Source organism: Hymenobacter sp. PAMC 26628 (assembly GCF_001562275.1).
GTDB lineage: Bacteria > Bacteroidota > Bacteroidia > Cytophagales > Hymenobacteraceae > Hymenobacter.
In genome coordinates, this window is sequence record NZ_CP014304.1 from 5,140,228 (window position 1) to 5,157,999 (window position 17,772).

Consider the following 17,772-nt stretch of genomic DNA (forward strand, 5'->3'; position numbering starts at 1 on the left):
TAGTATTGATGCAGTATGCTCACTTTTTGATTTTGGCGGAACTCGACTTTAATGGCGATGCATACTTCTTGTAAAACGCCTTTAGCACAAGCTTGGTCATTACTTGGTAGTCGATCAAATAGCGGCGCCACAGTCGTTTTGGTTCTTTGTATATGCGCCAGGCAAAGCGCAGATTTGCGTAATTTATCCAACGAGGATAGTAGTAATCTTTTTTCAAGTACTGGTCGAGGAAGCCGCCACAGGTTATTGCCATGCCGTTGTAGCCGGCGTCTCTCAGGGCAACCAGAAATTTTTCTTGCCGTGGTGAGCCCATGCCGACCACCACAACGTCCGGTTGCCGGAGCATCACGGAGGCAATCTTGGTTTCGAAGCTGTCGTAACCGTGCGCGGTGCCGATCACGCGCAGATCCTCGCCGTAGTTGGCGTGCAGCTTCGCCTGGACGCCTTCGTTAACGCCGGGAACGCCGCCAATCAGCATTAGGGAAGCTTCTGCCGCCCGTAGGGCCCCAAAGAAAGGGTCGGCCAGCGAGGACATGTCAAAGCTCAGGCGGGGGCAAGGCTTTTCCGTCAGCTCCCGACAGGCGCGGGCCACGCCCTCCCCGTCCGGCAGAACCAATGTCATTTGGTGCAGCGTGCTCACGTAATCATTGTGCGTTTCGGCCAGGGCCCAGGCATGGGGGTTGATGAACGTCACCATCCGCAAAGCGCCTTTGCTGCGAGGTAGGGCACAGACGTCAGCCAGGGTTACGCCGGTATCTAAGGGAAGACCTAGAAAGTTTATGCGTTCTTGTTTGAGGCTCATGGAATTGAACAAATCCTGTTTGCAGCTATTCTACCAGTCTATCAACGTCTGCTCGCACTTGAGCTAAGCTCATCGCGGCGTTATTAAATAGTAATAATCACTCGTGCTGAGGCGCCTTAAGTGGTCAGTATGCAGTGGTCGAAAGCAGACCGTGCCGAATTACCGGCCGTAAGAAGAAAACTCGATTAGTAGCGGTCTCGAGCGGCTGAGAAATGGACTTGACCTTCCAAGCGTCAGGGGGTATTGGCGAGCGCTTCGTAGTACCTTACATAGTTTTCAGCCATTCTCAGCTTATGGAATTGCTGAAAAAAGCCGCTTGTCCGCAAGGCCTCGGCCCGTTGCTGGTAGGTCGCCAGCTGCTGCTGCATCGCGACGAGGGCGGCCGCCAGTTGGTCCGCCGCTCCGGGGGGCACCAGGATGCCCGCCGGCCCGACCAGGGTTCGGGCCGAGCCGACGTCGGTGGCCACGATGGGCAGGCCCACCGAGGCCGCTTCGATGAAGGCGTTGGGGAAGCCTTCGTAGTCGGACGACTGCACCAGCGCATCGGCGGCGCACAGCAACGGGTAAGGCTCAGCGATGTGGCCCAGAAACCGCACCTTGTCTTGCAGCCCGTAAGCGCGGGCCAGCGCTTGCAACCGGGCCTCGTCGGGCCCGCTGCCCGCCACTAGGCACACGAAGTTGCCGCCGGGCAGCTGCCGCAGGGCCTCAAACAGCAGCGGATGATTTTTTTGCGGCGCGAGCCGCCCCAGGTTCAGCAACACGAATTCGTCGGCCAGCCCCCACGCCTCGCGGCGGCGCTTGCGCTCGGCGGGGGACGGCACGGGGTAAAAGTTGCCCCCCATGTTGATGGTCACGTTGTGGCGGCCCGGGTAGTAAGGGGCGTAGAAGTCTTTGACCACGTCGGACAAGTACACCAGGTGCCGGGGAGACAAGAGTTTGCTGGCGTAGTTGTGACGGGGGTAAATGTTGTCGAAGTTGAAAACGCAGGCCGCGCCGGTCAACTTCTCAGCCATCACCAGGTAGGGCAGCGTGGCCCGCTTGTGGCCTTGCAAAAAACGAATGCCCTCGCGCCGGATAGTGACGACGACCCCCGCTAGGCTACCCGGGCTGCGCACGGCGGTCACCACGTGCCGTACCCGGTCACTCAACAAGGCGTTGCTAAGCCCTCGGGGGGCGAATAAATACACCTGCTTGAAAATCTGCGCGTAGTGGTTAGCCAAAAACACGACCCGCTTTTCCTCGCCGCCCGTGTCGAAGTCGGGAATAATTAGGGCAATCGACTCGGATGCGAGCAGCGTAGCAGAAGGCAGGGTGGGTGAGAGGAGCGTAGAAGAGGGCATAGGCGGCGTCGGGCGTGGGGTTGAGGGCAGGGGGCATCCCTAGCGCAAGGCACCGTATATGCGCAGGAGCTGGTTTTTCAAGGCTGCGCCGTCGTAGGAGAGTGCATAGTGCTGGTAAGCGGCAGTCGTCACCGCCGCCGGGTCGTGGGCCCGCACTTCGCGTAGTTTCTCCGCCAACGCACCGGGCTCTTCCAAGGAGAAAGAAAAGCCCGTGACGCCTTCGGTAATCAATTCTTGCAGAAAGGGAATTCCCGAAACAACGGCCGGCACCCGGAAATAGAAGGCCAGCGAGAGCACCCCGGACTGCGTGGCCGTGGTGTAAGGAAATACCACGCAAGCCGCCTTCGAAAACAGGTCTTTTACTTCGCCGTCCTCGATGTAACGGTTGATAAAAATGACGTTTTGCTCTTTTGCAACGTCGCGCTCAAAATAGACGTGGCCACTGCCCGCGATGACCAACGGCTGCCGGCGCAAATCGTCGTTGCGGAGGTAGGCATCGTATAGAAGCTCGATGCCTTTGTACTGCTCAATGCGGCCAAAAAACAGGATGTAGCCGGCCGTCTCCTTTAGTTCACAGACCCCCTCCGTGCCCTGGGCAATGCTGTTGGTGACTAGGGTCGGAAAATCATGAAAGAACACGCGCTTGGCCGGAAAATTGGCCGCCATCCACTCGTACTGGGTCCGGCTGCACGTAACCAGGTTGTCCGCGCGTCGAATCAGGTAACCGACGCGTTGCTTTACCAGTAGCTCGCGCACGAACCGGGCGACGGCGTTGCGGTACTTGGCCGGATGCGGAAACAAGTCGTGCACCGCGTACAGCACTTTGCCGTACCGTCGCAGCCGGCTCAAGTGAAGCGCCAAGGCCGTGTCCTCGGTAAGCAAGTGAATCACCTCGATCCGCTGCTCCTGGCACAATCGGTCGATGGCCCGCAGTAGCGGGTGGGGGTAGAGGCGGAAGCGCAGCTGTTGCAGCTTATGCCGGGGGAAGTCAATGAACTCGCAATTTGCGGGGGGGGAGGTGATGGTCTTGCGGTAGTCGCACTGCGGCGTACAAACAAAAATCCCGTAGTTACCCTCTTCCTGCATGATGTTCACGATGGAGGTAGCAAAGGGTAGCAGGCCCGCGTAGAATTCGGAGCATACGTACAAGACTTTCATGGGGCGGGCGCGAGAAGACGCGTGGGGCAGGGAGCGGAAAATGGCGAAAATCGCTGGGCCGGATATCTGCTCGTCGCAGACGAGGCACCAACGGGCACTAAATGTCTAGCCAGGAGGAATGCTAGCATAGGGAATACCCTTCAGCGGCCTGACTCTGCGGTGGCTACTATTCTTACTTTGGCGGCAAGGTATTAGGTGTTGAACAAGCTTTTGTACAGGGAAGTAAAGCTTCTTTTTTTGGGTTCGAAAGTTCGGCGATATCCTTCTTAAGGGAGGATATTAATTCTTTGGAAGCCCAAGCGTCAGTTTTGCCTAACACGTTAAAATTTTATCATCGAGCATTTTTGTTAATGTGCTTGACAATTCTAATTCATTCCGGGCGACATGAATACAATTTAGCTCTTGAAATTTTTTCGCGGTAGCAAGCTGATGATCGTTCCTGTGCTCCGAGAGCGTTGCTTGCCTGGGCATGACCAGCAAGGGCTTGTTTCTTGTCAAAGCAGAAATAATCGTGCCCATGCCGGCATGGCTGATGATCAAATCAGCATCATTAAATAAATCGTCGAAATCCCTAGGGGTTAAAAAATTGACGGTGGTTAAATTACTCGGCTCATAGCTACCATTCAGGGTCTGGGCGATAAAACTATCGTTTGGAAATTGTTTTGCTACGCTGTCAATGATTTTAATTAATCTGTTAAACGGGGCTTGAGTCCCTATGGTGATGAAAATCATGACAATACATTTCCATTGTAATGGACATCAGATTCAATTAAATCCGGCCATTGGGTATATAACTTGGTAGCTACTACTTTGGCAATTTTACCACTCATGGATAGTTCTTCCACGTTGGCGATGCTATCAATCCAGATAGTCTTGATGCCCAAACACCTCCCAGTGATAACAGCTATTAATCCTGGGGCAGCGCCGGTCGTAATGATGATATCAGGTTTGATAATGTTAACTAATTTGTAGATATGCCAAAAGCCCTTCATCAAGCTAAATTTATCCCATCTGTTTGAATCCGGCACCAGAAAGAAGGTTTGTCCCTTTACCATGTTCTCGAACCCCATTTTGGTTGAGACAAACACTACCTCTTGATTCCTGAAAGCAGGCTGCAACCTTAGAAGTTGTATCCAGTGCCCACCAGCTGATGCAATCGCAAGTATTTTCATGTTACTGTTCCAAGTTATCGATCAAGTGGCGGTATTTCTCAATCATTACTGGATAGGTAAAATTATCAAGGTAGTGTTTTCGGCTATTAATGGAGTATTGATAGTATTTATCTTTATCAACTTCGACCAGGTTATTTATTTGCTTGATGAACGAATCAGGGCATTCATCTAATTCAAAGCAATTAAATCCGGGGATACCGATTTCAAGGTTGCCACCCACGTCATTCACTAAAAGGGGTTTGCCGTGCGATATCCCCTCGATAAGGGAAAGCGGCAGTCCTTCTTGAACTGAATAAAGCATTAGGTAATCGTATTCGGGAATCAAGTCATTCATATTCTCAATGAAGCTCAGCGCCACAAAATTTTTGCTATCCTTACATGCTTCTAGTAATTCGTCAAAATCATCACCTGCGCCGGCAAAATGTATCTGAATTTCGGGCCTTAGGTTGTCTTTTAAGCAATCCACTAAATACAACTGTCTTTTGGTTGAATTTACTCGGGCAGCGTAAAGAATTTTAATTTTATCAGACTCGTAATTACGTTGGTTACTTTTGGTATTGGCATCAATGATACCATTGTATATTAAATGAATTTTCTGTTGCTTTACTGAAAAATAATCTATCAGATTTTCCGTTACTTTTTTAGAAATAGAAACAAGGATATCTGGGAGAAAAGTCAACCTTTTATAAGTGCTGTACACATTGTGCGAGACGTAGATAATCGTTGAATTAAGAAATAGAATCTTGTTTAAAAAAGTAATGAAGGAGATTAAGTTGCGGGCATGCACAATAATAATTTTATCCCTTAATAGAAATGGACTCTTTAGTTGAATGTATTCTTCTTTTTTAATACCGTATTTGGGGTGAATATTTTCGTGCTTTTGGAAGCCAACAATTTTTGCGTCATAGTTTAGCTTTAACCCGTTGTGGACATCCACCAAAACCTTCTGAGCCCCGCCATACCGGCTAAGGTTCGTCGTTACCGAAAGCACTGCTTTTGTGTTCATTTTGCATTCATAATCTGTTAGATAAGATCTTGTTGTATTCAACAACGGTACTGCCGGCCGCAACATCTTTAGACACTAGGCTGCACGCTCCCACGTGACAATTATCGCCAATGATTATTGGACCAATAACGACGGAGTTGGGACTCACGATAACGTTATTGCCAATCAAAGGCTGTTTCAACAAGCCATGACCATGTTGACGGGTTTTACCAGAATTACCGCCAATAGTTACTCCTTGATAGATCGTAAAATTTTTACCGATAACGGCATGACTTCCGATAACAAGCCCCAGACCGTGCTTTATCATAAATCCGTCGCCTATCTGTGCCTTTGGGTCTATATCAATACTGAACACCAAACGATTTATTACCCACAATATCTTTGCTATTGGAAATAAACCGATTGAGTAAAAAAAATTAGAGGCCCGGAAAATAACATTTGCATAAAATATTATATTCAACATTCCTACAGGGAATTTTGAATTTTTATTATATAACTTTAGATCACTTAGGATTCTCATCATTAGGGGAAACAAATAAATTCATAAGGAACTTTTCAATTAATTATTACTTTCTATTTATTGCTCTCTATCACTTCATCAAAGTATTGTGCATATTTCTTAGCAATTGAAGAAGCTCGTATTTTCATTTCTACGAATTTACTTAGCTCGTATTTCATTTTGCTATACTTGCCATCATCCATATTTATAGCTAATTCCATTTGAGCAGATAATGACTCTGTTTGCATTGCCTCAAATAACAGACCTGTTTTACCATTTTCAATATATTCCTCAAAACCTGGTAGATTCGATGCTATCACTGGGACGTTGTAATTGTAAGAGGTTAGTAGTACCCCGCTTTGCGTTATATCTCGGTAGGGTAGCACTAGAAAGCGAGCGGTCCGAAATAGATTTGCAACCTCATTTTTGTCAATCGTCCGTATCTTTAAGTTATAAAAGGATTTGTCTTCAATAAGATTTTCACATATATTCCAATAGGAATCAGCTGCTTTGCCAGCAATTGTTACGGAAAATTTACCATATTTTTTAGATAACATGTTCACGGCTTTTATAAGAATATCCAGCCCTTTATTTTCTCTTATTATTCCAAAAAAAATGAAATCAACCTTTTCCCCATCGTTATTTCGGTTATTAAGTTCCTCCATTGATCCAAAATCCTTTAGACATAGGGGGGCAATTAATAGATTTTTCTTGTAACCAGAATATTTTGTTAAAAACTGTTTTTTTTGATTGGCTGAAAACAAATGAATATTATCGTATCTTTTCATTAAGAAATTGTAATATAACGATCTTATCGCACGGTGATTCATATTGTAATGTTGAACGACATCGTGAATTGCGATAACAAACTTCTTTTTATTTAAAAAAAAGGACGAAAGCAGGTGCAGATGAGGGGTGCCTAAATAGCTATCATATATCAAATCCGCATTTAGTGATTTCAAAAAAATAAGTAATTTTAAGTGAAAAAAAATTATTTGAGGATTTTTAAGCTTTAGATTTTGAAACAATAATCTGTATTTTATATCATTTTTTTCACAAAAATCCCTGATGGTTACCTCGGAAAACCAGCCATACCCTTTCAATATAACGATCCAAATAAAATCATAATATCCATGTATTTCTTTCACAATAGGCATATCCACATCCAATAAATCTTCACTTGTAATTACAATAAGTTTCCTTTTCATAATATTAGTCATATTTTTAATTCAAGTTTTAGAGTTCTTTTAAGTGAAATTTAGAAGGATCATGAAGGTTGCGAACTGGCAATAGCGTGTGTTACGTGCGCAACTCTGGGGACCTTTGTTGGCGGAAAAGTGGTGCTGGGAAAGTAGCGGGGGTCGAAGCTGAATTTATAGGCGAGAAATGTTAGAAATAAGAAAAGCGGAAATATTGAATGCGACAATGGTGACCAGTCAGTAATACCATAAAAGACGAAGCAAACGATTATGCCAATGTGCGTCAGCGAAAACACAACGTTATTGTTAGCCGCAATATTGACTTTCGCCTTGTGAATAGAGTAGCCCAGAAATATTATCCACAGGGCGAATCCCATGATTCCGGTTTCGGCTAAAATTACGATGTGGATGTCGTGGATGGGGTTGGTCGTCAAAAATTCATTGTGAATAATTTTAATCAGTTGTACATTATTGACAATGTATTCGAGGTGGGTATTCAAACCTACTCCTAGTAGGGGCGCTTCCCGGAAAATGGCCAGGCCAATTTGCCAGTGATCCAGGCGGGCCTGGTACATCTCGTCAGCGTTGCTGGCGAGGAAGTTGCTGCTCAGCGGCGAAATAAAAATTATCCAGTAGAGCAGAACTATGGTCGGCAAGACCCCTAAAAACACGCTTTTCCAGGAAACCAGCGGCTTATCCGCGTTTTGATACAAATAGTAAACCGCTACCTGGGCCACTATTGCAGTAAGGTAGGAAGTGCGGGAATAAGTCAACACGATGGTCATTGTGTTGAGCAGGAGCAGCGCCAAGCTGACCTTCTTTTTCAGGTTGGTCAGGTAACAGGCCTGAAAAAAGCATGACGCCATCATCGTGAAAAGGGCCAAGTTGCCGGGGTGGACGAATACGCCCACTGCGCCGGGCCTAGACCCGTTGCGGGTGGACCATTCTTCTCCGCCTACCTGGAACAGCCGGGTGACGCTGACCATGCCCAGCAGGGGGAAGCACACTGCCAGCACGGCTTGCAACACGCACAGGAGCACGAAGCTCTCGTAAAATCCCTCCAGGATCTCCACTGGATTCAAGTTGTTGGCAACCAAACGAATGAAAACAATGCAGGTGATGAATAACCAGGCAAAAGCCCCCGTACCCCAAAGGGCATAATTATTGGGGTTGCAAAAGGAAATTAAGACCAGTATCAGCACTAGCGTCACCCAACGTTCATCGCGCGATGTGTAGAAAATTCGGGTGTTTTTTTCCCGCACCAGCATGATAAGAATGGCCAGCATGGGAATGGAGAAAAACAGTTTGGCCGTGAACGACCCCGGCATTGTGTGGTAGGTTGGTGTTACCAGCGGAATGCCGATTTGGAAAGGCACTGTGGTCAGCACAAAGCTGAGCAGCAGGTGCCGAGTGCTTTGGTTGCGCAGGCGCAGCATGGCGTAGCGGCCCAGGTACCAGGCCGTGAGTACGCCGAAAACTACGATCTTCTCATTCATAGCGGGCCCGTAGCTAAAATACGGTGTAGGGGCAGGCAGCAGTTCGGGGCCCTAAGGGGCCTAAGGCGACCGGTGATCAGGCCGATTTTAAGTAGCGGCGTTCATAGGCGTAACCGTAGCCGTAGCGGCGGCTGTCGATGCCGTTAAAGATGAGGTGCAGCTTGGGCAGGCTTCCTTGCCGATTCAGCTCCTCGATGAAAGCCAGCTCGTCCTGATCGGTAACCCCTTGCCGCACCACGTACAGCGTGAGGTCGCTTGCCTGCGCGAGCAGCAGGGCATCCGCCACCAGGTGCAAGGGTGGGCTATCGAGGACAACGTGGTGGAACGCCCCGCGCAGACCGGTGAGTAGCTCGCCCAAACGGGGCCCTTCCAGCAGGTCCGCCACGGGGAAGGTGCCGCTAGCGATGAGATTCAGGTTGGGAGAGACGGTGGTGGGCTGCACAATGGCGGGCCAGGCCGCCCGCTCGGTTAGGAAATCGCTGACCCCAGCGTGGTCGTTGGCCAGCCCGAACAATTTGGCCATTCCTGGACGGCGCAGGTCCAAATCGACGAGCACGGTTCGCTGGCCGGTACCGGCCAGGGAAATGGCCAGGTGGGCACTGACGAAGCTCTTCCCTTCCCCACTAACGCTGGACGTAACCAGCACAACCCGGCCCGCGGGCTGGTCTGGCAACAAGGCGGGTAGCCGGGTGCGCAGGCCGCGCACCTGCTCGGCCAGCACGGAAGTAGCCGGGAGTGGGCCGACCATAGGGCCTGGGCCGGGTTCCTTTTCAAACGCGAGTTCCGCCAGCACGGGCGCCCGGGTGGCCCGCTCGATTTCCGCCCGCGTCGTGATTTTGTTGCTCAACGCGTCTTTCACCTGCAACAGGGCGGCGGGCACCACTAAGCCCACGGCCGCGGCCACGGCGTAGAGGAGCCAGCGGTTGGGCCACTTCGAGGGCAGCACGTAGGCGCTGTCAATGATGCGGGCGTCATCGAGGGTTGCAGCGTAGCTGAGCGAGGCTTCTTCCCGCTTTTGGAGCAGGTAAGTGTACAAGTTCTCCTTGATGGTTAACTGGCGCTTTTTGCCTACTAGCTGCCGTTCCTGGCCGGGAACGCGCTTGATGGACGACTCAAAGCGGGAGTTGAAGGATTCCAGCTCGCGCACCGTGGCCAGCAGCGAGGCCTTGATGTTTTTGACGCTGCTCCTGATGGCCAATTGCGTAGCCAGGATTTCTGAATTCAAAGGATTAAAGAGGGGATTATTCTCCGGCGTGGTGGTCAGCAGCCGCTCGCGCTGCGCATGCAACTCGGTCAGCTTTTCTACCAAGCTGCTTAGGGTGGCGTCGGTAATACCGAGCGCGGTGGGGACGGTGGCTGTCGGCCGGGGATCGCGCAGGGTCCGCTCAATGGTGCTGACCACCGCCAACTGCACCTGGGCCTCGTTCAGGCGGCTGTCGTTGGCCTGGGCATTTTCTAGGTACACTTTCGATTGCGAGGCGATATCCGTCAGGCCCTGCTGGCTGCGGTAGCCTGCCTCGTCCGCTTCGGCCTGGCTCAACTCGCCTCGGAGCGAGGCCAAGCGGGAATCGATGAAATGCAGGGTGTTGGCCGTGAGCTTGTTTTTCGCGGCCGTGGCCGCGCCGTTGTAAACAGCCATTAGCTGGTTGAGTACGTCCATGCCCCGCTGGGGCACTTCGTCCTTAATTTGTAGGCTAATGGCCGGCGAAATTTTATTGATCAGATCTACTTCCAGGGCCTTCTGGTAGGCTGTCACCACTAGATCCGGGTCGCGGGCCACGATGCGCAGGCGGCTGCCTGCGGGCAGCGCAAACGCGGGGACCGGGGTGAGCTGCCACGTGCCTATGCTGTCGCTGACGGGGCGGCCGAAGGGATGCGCCGTCAGGTTTCCATTGGTCGCCGCCATGTAGAAGGAAGTTTGGTCTTTGAGCACGATGTCCAGCACGTGCTGCCGGGGCACTGAGTGGGTTGGTACCAAGGTGAACTGCACGGGGCTCCGGCCGTAGAGGTCGCGGGCGCCGAGGTGGTCGCGCTGCTGGTACAGGGTGCTCAACTGAAGGTCGCGCACCACACTTAGCATCAATTTTCTGGATTTTAGGATCTCCATCTCACTCTCAACCACTTTGGGCGTGGTGACGAGATCCAACTCCTGGAGCGCTGATTTTTCGGCGGGCGTCTTCTTCTCGCCCTCCACTAGTAAGCTGGCCCGGACCTCGTAGGCCGGCTGAACCAGTTGCGTATAGAGGTAGGCCCCCAACAAGGCCAGCGCCACGCCCGCCACGAAAAGGGACCAGTGGTACCGGTACCTCGCCAGCACCGCCCGCAGGTTCAGGGGTTGGGAAGCGGTAGCAGCCGTGTAAAAAGTGGAGACTTGGCCGTTAAATGGTTCCATAAACTGATTAGCGGTGCAGGGCGGAAAAAACAATTGCGATAATGGAAAGCCCCGAAAGCACGAGCGAGGCACTGCGGTAGCCCCGGTCGACCGTAGCAAACTTAGTTTTGTCGGGCTGCACGTAAAGTATGTCGTTGTTCTTCAAATAATAGTATGGGGATGTGAAAAGCGCTTTCGACGTTAGGTCGATGGGAATGTATTCGCGCCGACCGTCCTGTTCCCGCACCAGCAGGACATTGGTGCGCTGGGCCGTGATGGTAAGGTCACCGGCTAAGCTCAGGGCTTGCAGCAGGTTGATGCGCTCGTTTTGAACCGTGTACACGTCCGGCTTCAAGACGTCCCCGAGCACTGAAATTTTAAAGTTCAGCAGGCGGATGCTGGCGACCGGTTCCTTAAGATAACTGACCAATTTCTGTTGCAGTTGCGCTCTGATTTCCGCCGTGGTCAACCCAGCGACTTTTAGTGATCCTAGCAGGGGCAGCTGGATGTCGCCCTGCGGGCCCACCAAGTAGCCAACGACCGGATTTCCCGGGGAGGTGTCGTAATTATTGCCGTTGACGCGGCTTAGGTTATAGTTAAATACGGCCGAAGCCTCCGGGTTCAGACTGGTGACGTTGATGCCGAGTATGTCGCCGTCTTGAATAACGAGCGGCGAGCGATTATCAATCGCTTCCGTCGCTTTAGCAGTGCGGTCAAGGTTCTGAAAATACGGGATTTTGCGATAGGAGCTACAAGAGAAATTAGCCAGCACCACGGTTAACATTAAAATATTAAATATTATTTTTTTCATTGACCTACCTTTTCAAGGTGCATTTTACTGGTTGTTGATAGTGAAGTGAGGCGGCGATTTCGTTCCACCCTATTTCGAAAGAGGGTGGAGGTACCACGCAACGGGGCTTTGTGAATATTAATAATCCATAACCCGCGGGAGCCAACACCGGGCCGGGTATTTTTCCCCCCTTAGCTCCGGTGCCCTGCGTTCACCGGCGGCACACACAAAGGGGGCTAAACGCGTGATTTTTTGCTGCGGGCCTAAAAAATGTTTGGGCGATGCGGTGAAATATTTTTTTTAAGAAATAATCACAGCTAAAATCTAAAACAAATATTCTTTATATATAAATAAATAAACTAAAATAATTCGTTACTGCAAATATACAAATAGTAAAACTAGGAAGCAAGCACCGTCAAGGAATGACGTAACGTTCTGTTATGTAGCGAACTAATTATCATTATAGCCCGGAAAAAAAATTGATGATTAAACTCCGGTGCGTGCTGCGCTGCTTCGCCTCGGATTTGAAGGCCCCTAACACGGCCCGGTTCACGTGCTTGAGTGGGCGCGCTGCCAACGGCTTGTACACGCGTTTGTACCGCCGGTTGCAGGCCCGGTGCCCGGTGCCGGCCGAGCTTAGCGGTGCTGCCGATCTAGACGAAAGCTGCTTCGGCCCGCGGCGGGTGCGCGGCAAACGGTACCAGTGGCAAAACCACCGTCTTTGGTCCGTTTAAATGCGGCAGGCAGGTACAAACGGAAATCGTGCCCGACCGTTCAAAAGAGACCGTGCGGGCCGGCATTCGTGGCAAAATGGCTGTAGCCGCGTCAACACCGACGGCCGGCGCGGCTGCAACGGACTCGTGGGTAGGGACTTCATTCGCTATTTTCGCGTTCGCCGCGGCTAGAATGAACTTGTTTACGGGCGTCCTGGACCAACGGCATCGGGGCCTTGCGAAACGTTGCCAAAGCTCGCTTCTAACGGCTGAGAGAATCTGTATTCTGCTTCAATCACCGCCGCGAAGACCTCCACCAACTACTCCTTGAATCGCTTCGTTAGCAGCCCTTCTGACCACGCTTGCTCCCTCAGCTGCACGCTAATTAACCCAAGTTGCGGAGTACGGTGGGCATAAAAAAAGTCTGCTCGGCAGAGCAGCAGTAGGTTTAAGGTCTCTGACCTCCTCATTCCCACGGTCCCATGCGCGAACAGACCATCGCAATGTACTGCTTCCTCGACGATTTGCTGACCCGTACCCGCCCCGTTTGGGCACGCCCGGCCGACCCGCGCCGGCGCTTGTCCGATGCCGAAGTGCTGACCACGGCCCTGGTCGCCGCCCGCTACTTTGGCGGCAACCTGGTCTTGGGCCGGCACTACATGCAGCAGCCCTGGGGCATGAAATTGCTGGATAAGAGCGGTTTTACGCGCCACCTGCACCGCTTATCTGAGACCCTGCTGGGGCTGTTCGCCACCTTCGGCCAAGCCCTCAAGGCCCTGCACACCGAGGCCCGCTACGTCATCGACTCCTTTCCCGTAGCCGTGTGCCACAACGTGCGCATCGGCTGCAACCAGTTGTTGGGCCGCGAAGCGTACCGGGGGCGCTGTGCCAGCAAGCGGAGTGGGTTTTACGGCTTCAAGGTGCAAATCGTGGCCACCACCGACGGCATCCCGGTGGACTTTTACGTCCACGCCGGCTCGGAAGCCGACAGCACCGGCCTGCGGCACCTGGCCCCGGACCTGCCCGAAGGCAGCGTCCGCTATGCCGATGCCGGCTGCACCGACTACGGCTGGGAAGACCTGTTCGCCGAAGCGAGCGGCAACCGGCAGCAGACCGCCCGCAAGGGCAACCGTGCGCGCCCCCACGCGCCGCACGAAACCTTTCTGCTCCAGCACTTTCGCAAAACCATCGAAACGACCTTCAGCCAGCTCACCGCCCGCTTTCCCAAACAAATTCACGCCGTCACGGCCCAAGGGTTCGTCCTCAAAATTGCCCTCTTCATCTTCGTTCACCCCCTGGAACAAGTCGGCTTATAGTCCGCAACTTGGGTTAATTATTGCTAGCCGACCACGTTTGCCCAGATTAGGCGCTGGCCGCATAGTGCAAGGAACCGCGCCGCGTGCTCCTGAAACTAGTTTCTCAAACGTTGCTGTCTCGGCACGGTTGGGCAGCCGCTATCGGCTTGGGGACCCTTATTGGAGTACTTTCAGAGCGTGACAATCGTTACCCCCTACGCCCGCTTCTCGACCAAGGATAAAGGTCAGCGCACCGAAAATCAGCTGCCCGAACTGCAGCGCTTTGCCCAGGCGTATGGCTACATCATCTACAAAGAGTATGTGGAGCACGAGTCGAGCGGCACCGGGAAGCGCTCCGAACTTCAGGTCCTGTTTGCTGCTGCCCACCAGCGACGCTTTGATTCGGTACTGTTCTGGAGCCTAGACTGTAAGCTTCCCCTAAAAGGGGGCCAGTCAAAACTGGAGTCAGGCCGCTTGTGACCTCCTCCCATTTACTGAGCCGGTTGAAAGTGGAGCATCAGGCGTTCTGAAGCTCGACGGTAATGGCGGCCGCCACTACCTCATCGGGCGTTAAATTCTGTAAGGAGCTGTGGGGCCGAAAGCCATTGTACTCTTGGCGCCAATGTTCAAGCTTTTCTTGGGCGTCGGCCAGCGATAAGAACCAGTGCACATTCAGACACTCGTCCCGAAAGCTGCCATTAAACGATTCAATATACGGGTTATCAGTCGGGTTGCCGGGGCGGGAGAAATCGAGCGTTACGTGCCGGTCGTCAGCCCAGCGGTCGAGCGCTTTGCTGATCAACGCACTGCCCTTATCGACCTGAACGCGCTCAGCTACCACGCCTAATTCTTGGTGTAAGCGTTGCATCACGGCCACCACGTCTTCGCCCTTGAGCGACTGGCCCACGTGAATGGCCCCGCACTGGCGACTGAAATGATCGACTATGGTTAAGGCGCGGATTTTGCGCCCGTCGAAGCGGTTATCGGCCACGAAATCCATGCGCCAGCACTGATGTGGGCGACCCATTGGGAGCCGCGCTAACCGGTGCGCCGCGGCCCGATTGCGCTTGGGCCGCTTGCTGCGTAAGTGCAAGCCTTCCAGGCAGCAAAGGCGGTGCACCCGCTGGTGATCATCCAGCCAGCCTTCCCGACGCAGTAGGACCTAGCGGCGCTGACTGCCGTAGCGTACGCGCACTTGCGCCAGTTCGCGCAAACGCTGGCGCAGGACCGTATCGTCGCGGCCAGGCGCTTTGTAGGCCCAACTAGCGCGCTGCAAGCCAATGACTCGGCAGGCCCGACGGGCCGAAATGCGGTAAGCGTCAAGGAGGTGTTGGGCCGCGTGGCAACGCTGCACGGGCCTTAGAAGGTTGTTTGAGCACGTCCTGCAGCAGCTGCTTGTCCAAGCTCAGGTCAGCCACGAGCTGTTTGAGGTGCTGATTTTCCTCTTCCAACTGCTTGAGCCGCCGCAACTCGGGCACGCCCAGCCCGCCGTACTTTTTCTTCCGGTTGTAGTAGGTGGCCTCGCTGATGCCCATCTTCCGGCACACCTCGGCGACGGTCACGCCCGTGTCGGCGGGACGCAGGGCGAACACCATTTGGGCCTCGGTAAACGTGGTCTTTTTCATGACACTGTCTATTGGTTTAAGGTACGACAATGCCTGATTTTCTCTACTTTAGCTTGGCCTAGTTTAGTGGGAAGAGGTCACCGGCAGTGGGCCGGCTCACGTTTAATTCTTGCTATAAGAATTCGATGCGGGTATAGGAATGACGAAACAAGTTATTGAGCAGGTCTGAGGTGGTCTAGTTGAACAGGAGAGAATTAGGTGATATTGGCAAGTTGGTGTTAGTGAAAGAGATAAGGCTTTAAATAGCCAATGCTGGAGTGGCGGCGCTCATGATTGTAGTAGTCAAAATAGTTGGCCACGCTGGCTTGCGCGTCGGCCAGGTCCAGGAAAACGGGCCACTCGCGGAGTTCGAGTAGTTCGGTTTTGAGGCGCGACCAGAGACCCTCGGCTTGGGCATTATCGTAGCATTCGCCGCGGCGGCTATGCGAGCGCTGGGCCTTGGCGTCGCGCAGCAGGGTTTTATAGCCGTTGCCTACGTGCTGGCCGCCGCGGTCGGAGTGCGCAATCAAGCCGGGAGCGGGCCGTTGCGCGAGTAGCGCCCGCTGCAAGGCGGTGGCCACCAGGGCTTCGGGCATGTCGGCCCGTACCTGCCAGCCCACGACCTGCTTCGTGCACACGTCCTGGAAGGCGCAGCAGTAAACCCAGTTGCCGCAAGCCAGTGGTAAGTAGTCAACCAAAAGTAACCGTATATTGGGAGCCGACGTTTTGGAGCACCTGGTCGAGGCGTTCTTTCAGGGTTCGGTCGCAGACGTAATCGGCGGGGGTGAGCCAGTAGTGCTTGCAGCGCTGCCCAAGCACTTCAATCTTGTTGAGCCCGGGTGAGTAAGGGGGTAAAAAACAAAAGGTTAGTCCTTTAGCTGCCCACTCGGCTTGCCGCTCCCGTACACAGGCAGCGCGGTGAATCGAGGCATTGTCAAGCACGAGCTTGGTCGGGCCCCGGACCTCATCGGCCACAAAGGCCTCCGCGTTCCAGGCCCCGGGCAGCGAATAAGCCGTCAGGGGCTGCCCGGCCCGGCCCGGCTGCCAGAAGCCGAGCACGGAGTAGCCGCCGGCTTCGCGCTCGGCCGGCAGGGCCCCGGCCGGGGCCCCACGGCGTTGCCAGGCGTAGGGCACGGGCGCCAGGCGCGCGAAGCGGCACTCGGCCACGTAGACCACGGCCACTTCGCCCCGACTTTCGGCCAAATGCCACTGCTTGAGCTGTTTTTGCATGGCTTCGAAGGCCGTCCCGTCGCGCTTGCTCTTCAGGCTCCGTCGGCCGCGCTTCCAGGCGTAGCCCAGGCCCCGGGCCACGTGTCGCAACGTCTGGACCGAGACGTGGACATGCAGTTCGGTGAGCAGACGGGGCACGAAATCACGCAGTTGCTGGGTGGCCTGGCCCAGCCACTCGCCTACTTTTTTTTTACCGCCGCCCCTTCTTTGGGCGGGCGGCCACTGCGGGCCCCCTCGGCCAGGCCGGCGATACCCCCCGCTTCCCAGGCCTCGACCCAAGCATGGACCGTGGCATAGCGAACGGCAAAAAAGAGGCCAGTTGCCCCAGCGAGTGCCCCCGGTGGTGCCCCAGAATGGCCTGAGCCCGCCGCTGCTGGCGCGGATGTGGGCCACGTAAACTACACGCTTCGAGCGTATTTACTTCATCAAGGGTTAAGAACAAGGAAGTGCGCATTCCCAAAAACACCCACTTTGTCTTTCTACGTTTACTTTCGGTTGACTACTTAACTCCTTAAATGAGGCGGTATTCGTGCTCCTGGGCCCGCTTGCGGGTGAGGAAGGCCTGAATGGCGGGGCGGCCGGCGAAGAACTCGCTGCGGTTGCGCCACTGGCTGGCCTCGGTGTAGGCCAGGGCCACGCGGGCGGGGTCGCAGCAGTTCCAGGCGTCTTCGGCGAGGCGGTTTTTTGGGTGGCGGTTTCGAAGGTGAAGGGGGGCAGGGGCGGGCGGGCGTCGAACATGCGAGCGCCGGACATGCAGGCGGGAAAGGCGACCTTTTGCTGAATGCGGTATCTGCCGCCGAGCGCAAGCTATGGTTTTACCCCTTCACTCCGTACCCCGATGAAGCCTGGTTCTGAACAATGGCCGCTGCCCGGCCAAGTCGACCCCGCGCTTTCGTCCTGTGCTTTTTGCCACCACCGGATGCGCATTGGGGGCCGGCCGGTATTTGCTTCCTGCTCGTGCAAAGCGATGGGCCCCCCGGTGACGATTGGGGCCCCGGTGGTGGGTGGAGCTCTGGTAATGAGCGAGATATGGCAGTTTATTAGCAAAAAACGATGCATATTGCACGTAGTACAATGCCAATAAATAGCTGACCTAT

The 17,772-nt window shown here is 53.5% G+C and carries 16 protein-coding genes and 1 pseudogene; 2 read left to right on the plus strand and 15 right to left on the minus strand.

The window, feature by feature from the left end:
* Positions 1 to 19 precede the first annotated feature (19 nt).
* The 11 genes from AXW84_RS22325 to AXW84_RS22370 all read right to left on the minus strand — a co-directional run bounded on the left by AXW84_RS22325 (position 20) and on the right by AXW84_RS22370 (position 11,854).
* Positions 20 to 802: a WecB/TagA/CpsF family glycosyltransferase gene (locus AXW84_RS22325; protein WP_082774057.1), complete on the minus strand. Its 783-nt coding sequence runs from the start codon at positions 800 to 802 to the stop codon at positions 20 to 22.
* Between the two features lie 233 nt (positions 803 to 1,035).
* On the minus strand, positions 1,036 to 2,142 hold the full coding sequence (locus tag AXW84_RS22330; RefSeq protein WP_068238581.1) for a glycosyltransferase: 1,107 nt from the start codon (positions 2,140 to 2,142) through the stop codon (positions 1,036 to 1,038).
* A 39-nt stretch (positions 2,143 to 2,181) separates the two neighbouring features.
* Positions 2,182 to 3,300, minus strand: coding sequence for a glycosyltransferase family 4 protein (locus AXW84_RS22335; protein WP_068238583.1), 1,119 nt, complete (start codon positions 3,298 to 3,300; stop codon positions 2,182 to 2,184).
* A 312-nt stretch (positions 3,301 to 3,612) separates the two neighbouring features.
* A complete protein-coding gene (locus tag AXW84_RS22340) occupies positions 3,613 to 4,032 on the minus strand; it encodes a glycosyltransferase (protein ID WP_068238584.1) in 420 nt (139 codons plus the stop codon).
* A complete protein-coding gene (locus tag AXW84_RS22345; RefSeq protein WP_068238586.1) occupies positions 4,029 to 4,472 on the minus strand; it encodes an oligosaccharide biosynthesis protein Alg14 in 444 nt (147 codons plus the stop codon). Before AXW84_RS22345 ends, AXW84_RS22340 begins: the two co-directional genes overlap by 4 nt.
* A gap of 1 nt (position 4,473) precedes the next feature.
* On the minus strand, positions 4,474 to 5,478 hold the full coding sequence (locus tag AXW84_RS23715) for a glycosyltransferase family 4 protein (RefSeq protein WP_071892428.1): 1,005 nt from the start codon (positions 5,476 to 5,478) through the stop codon (positions 4,474 to 4,476).
* Between the two features lie 7 nt (positions 5,479 to 5,485).
* On the minus strand, positions 5,486 to 6,001 hold the full coding sequence (locus AXW84_RS23720) for a serine O-acetyltransferase (protein ID WP_082774059.1): 516 nt from the start codon (positions 5,999 to 6,001) through the stop codon (positions 5,486 to 5,488).
* 50 nt (positions 6,002 to 6,051) lie between these two features.
* Entirely contained in the window at positions 6,052 to 7,185 is a 1,134-nt protein-coding gene (locus AXW84_RS24175; protein ID WP_157887192.1) for a glycosyltransferase family 4 protein, read from the minus strand.
* Between the two features lie 59 nt (positions 7,186 to 7,244).
* On the minus strand, positions 7,245 to 8,672 hold the full coding sequence (locus AXW84_RS22360; RefSeq protein WP_068238592.1) for an O-antigen ligase family protein: 1,428 nt from the start codon (positions 8,670 to 8,672) through the stop codon (positions 7,245 to 7,247).
* Positions 8,673 to 8,748: 76 nt separating this feature from the next.
* Positions 8,749 to 11,064 carry a GumC family protein gene (locus AXW84_RS22365; protein WP_068238593.1) on the minus strand — a complete coding sequence of 772 codons (2,316 nt, stop codon included), beginning with the start codon at positions 11,062 to 11,064 and terminating at the stop codon, positions 8,749 to 8,751.
* A gap of 7 nt (positions 11,065 to 11,071) precedes the next feature.
* Positions 11,072 to 11,854 (minus strand): polysaccharide biosynthesis/export family protein, encoded by a 783-nt coding sequence (locus tag AXW84_RS22370; protein WP_068238595.1) that lies wholly within the window; start codon positions 11,852 to 11,854, stop codon positions 11,072 to 11,074.
* Positions 11,855 to 13,028: 1,174 nt separating this feature from the next.
* On the opposite strand from AXW84_RS22370, the gene AXW84_RS22375 reads away from it, so the two are divergent.
* Together AXW84_RS22375 and AXW84_RS22380 are read left to right on the plus strand one after the other, a co-directional pair.
* Positions 13,029 to 13,862, plus strand: a complete 834-nt coding sequence (locus tag AXW84_RS22375) for an IS982 family transposase (RefSeq protein WP_071892437.1) — start codon at positions 13,029 to 13,031, stop codon at positions 13,860 to 13,862.
* A gap of 177 nt (positions 13,863 to 14,039) precedes the next feature.
* Entirely contained in the window at positions 14,040 to 14,321 is a 282-nt protein-coding gene (locus AXW84_RS22380; RefSeq protein WP_068238599.1) for a recombinase family protein, read from the plus strand.
* Between the two features lie 37 nt (positions 14,322 to 14,358).
* Here the strand turns inward: AXW84_RS22380 and AXW84_RS25300 are convergent.
* The 4 genes and pseudogenes from AXW84_RS25300 to AXW84_RS22410 all read right to left on the minus strand — a co-directional run bounded on the left by AXW84_RS25300 (position 14,359) and on the right by AXW84_RS22410 (position 17,486).
* Positions 14,359 to 15,466, minus strand: a pseudogene (locus AXW84_RS25300) (IS3 family transposase).
* 218 nt (positions 15,467 to 15,684) lie between these two features.
* Positions 15,685 to 16,143: an integrase core domain-containing protein gene (locus tag AXW84_RS22395; protein WP_068238605.1), complete on the minus strand. Its 459-nt coding sequence runs from the start codon at positions 16,141 to 16,143 to the stop codon at positions 15,685 to 15,687.
* Positions 16,136 to 16,813 (minus strand): transposase, encoded by a 678-nt coding sequence (locus tag AXW84_RS22400; RefSeq protein ID WP_157887193.1) that lies wholly within the window; start codon positions 16,811 to 16,813, stop codon positions 16,136 to 16,138. The genes AXW84_RS22395 and AXW84_RS22400 overlap by 8 nt, the downstream gene beginning before the upstream one ends.
* 373 nt (positions 16,814 to 17,186) lie before the next feature.
* The gene (locus tag AXW84_RS22410) at positions 17,187 to 17,486 is read right to left on the minus strand and encodes a DUF1348 family protein (RefSeq protein WP_204248481.1); all 300 of its coding nucleotides are present in this window, start codon (positions 17,484 to 17,486) and stop codon (positions 17,187 to 17,189) included.
* Positions 17,487 to 17,772: the final 286 nt, after the last annotated feature.

Excerpts from the sequence above, each read along its gene's own strand:
- AXW84_RS22325 (WP_082774057.1), bottom strand. The coding sequence starts at position 802 with ATGAGCCTCAAACAAGAACGCATAAACTTTCTAGGTCTTCCCTTAGAT.
- AXW84_RS22330 (WP_068238581.1), bottom strand. The coding sequence starts at position 2,142 with ATGCCCTCTTCTACGCTCCTCTCACCCACCCTGCCTTCTGCTACGCTG.
- AXW84_RS22335 (WP_068238583.1), bottom strand. The coding sequence starts at position 3,300 with ATGAAAGTCTTGTACGTATGCTCCGAATTCTACGCGGGCCTGCTACCC.
- AXW84_RS22340 (WP_068238584.1), bottom strand. The coding sequence starts at position 4,032 with ATGATTTTCATCACCATAGGGACTCAAGCCCCGTTTAACAGATTAATT.
- AXW84_RS22345 (WP_068238586.1), bottom strand. The coding sequence starts at position 4,472 with ATGAAAATACTTGCGATTGCATCAGCTGGTGGGCACTGGATACAACTT.
- AXW84_RS23715 (WP_071892428.1), bottom strand. The coding sequence starts at position 5,478 with ATGAACACAAAAGCAGTGCTTTCGGTAACGACGAACCTTAGCCGGTAT.
- AXW84_RS23720 (WP_082774059.1), bottom strand. The coding sequence starts at position 6,001 with ATGATGAGAATCCTAAGTGATCTAAAGTTATATAATAAAAATTCAAAA.
- AXW84_RS24175 (WP_157887192.1), bottom strand. The coding sequence starts at position 7,185 with ATGAAAAGGAAACTTATTGTAATTACAAGTGAAGATTTATTGGATGTG.
- AXW84_RS22360 (WP_068238592.1), bottom strand. The coding sequence starts at position 8,672 with ATGAATGAGAAGATCGTAGTTTTCGGCGTACTCACGGCCTGGTACCTG.
- AXW84_RS22365 (WP_068238593.1), bottom strand. The coding sequence starts at position 11,064 with ATGGAACCATTTAACGGCCAAGTCTCCACTTTTTACACGGCTGCTACC.
- AXW84_RS22370 (WP_068238595.1), bottom strand. The coding sequence starts at position 11,854 with ATGAAAAAAATAATATTTAATATTTTAATGTTAACCGTGGTGCTGGCT.
- AXW84_RS22375 (WP_071892437.1), top strand. The coding sequence starts at position 13,029 with ATGCGCGAACAGACCATCGCAATGTACTGCTTCCTCGACGATTTGCTG.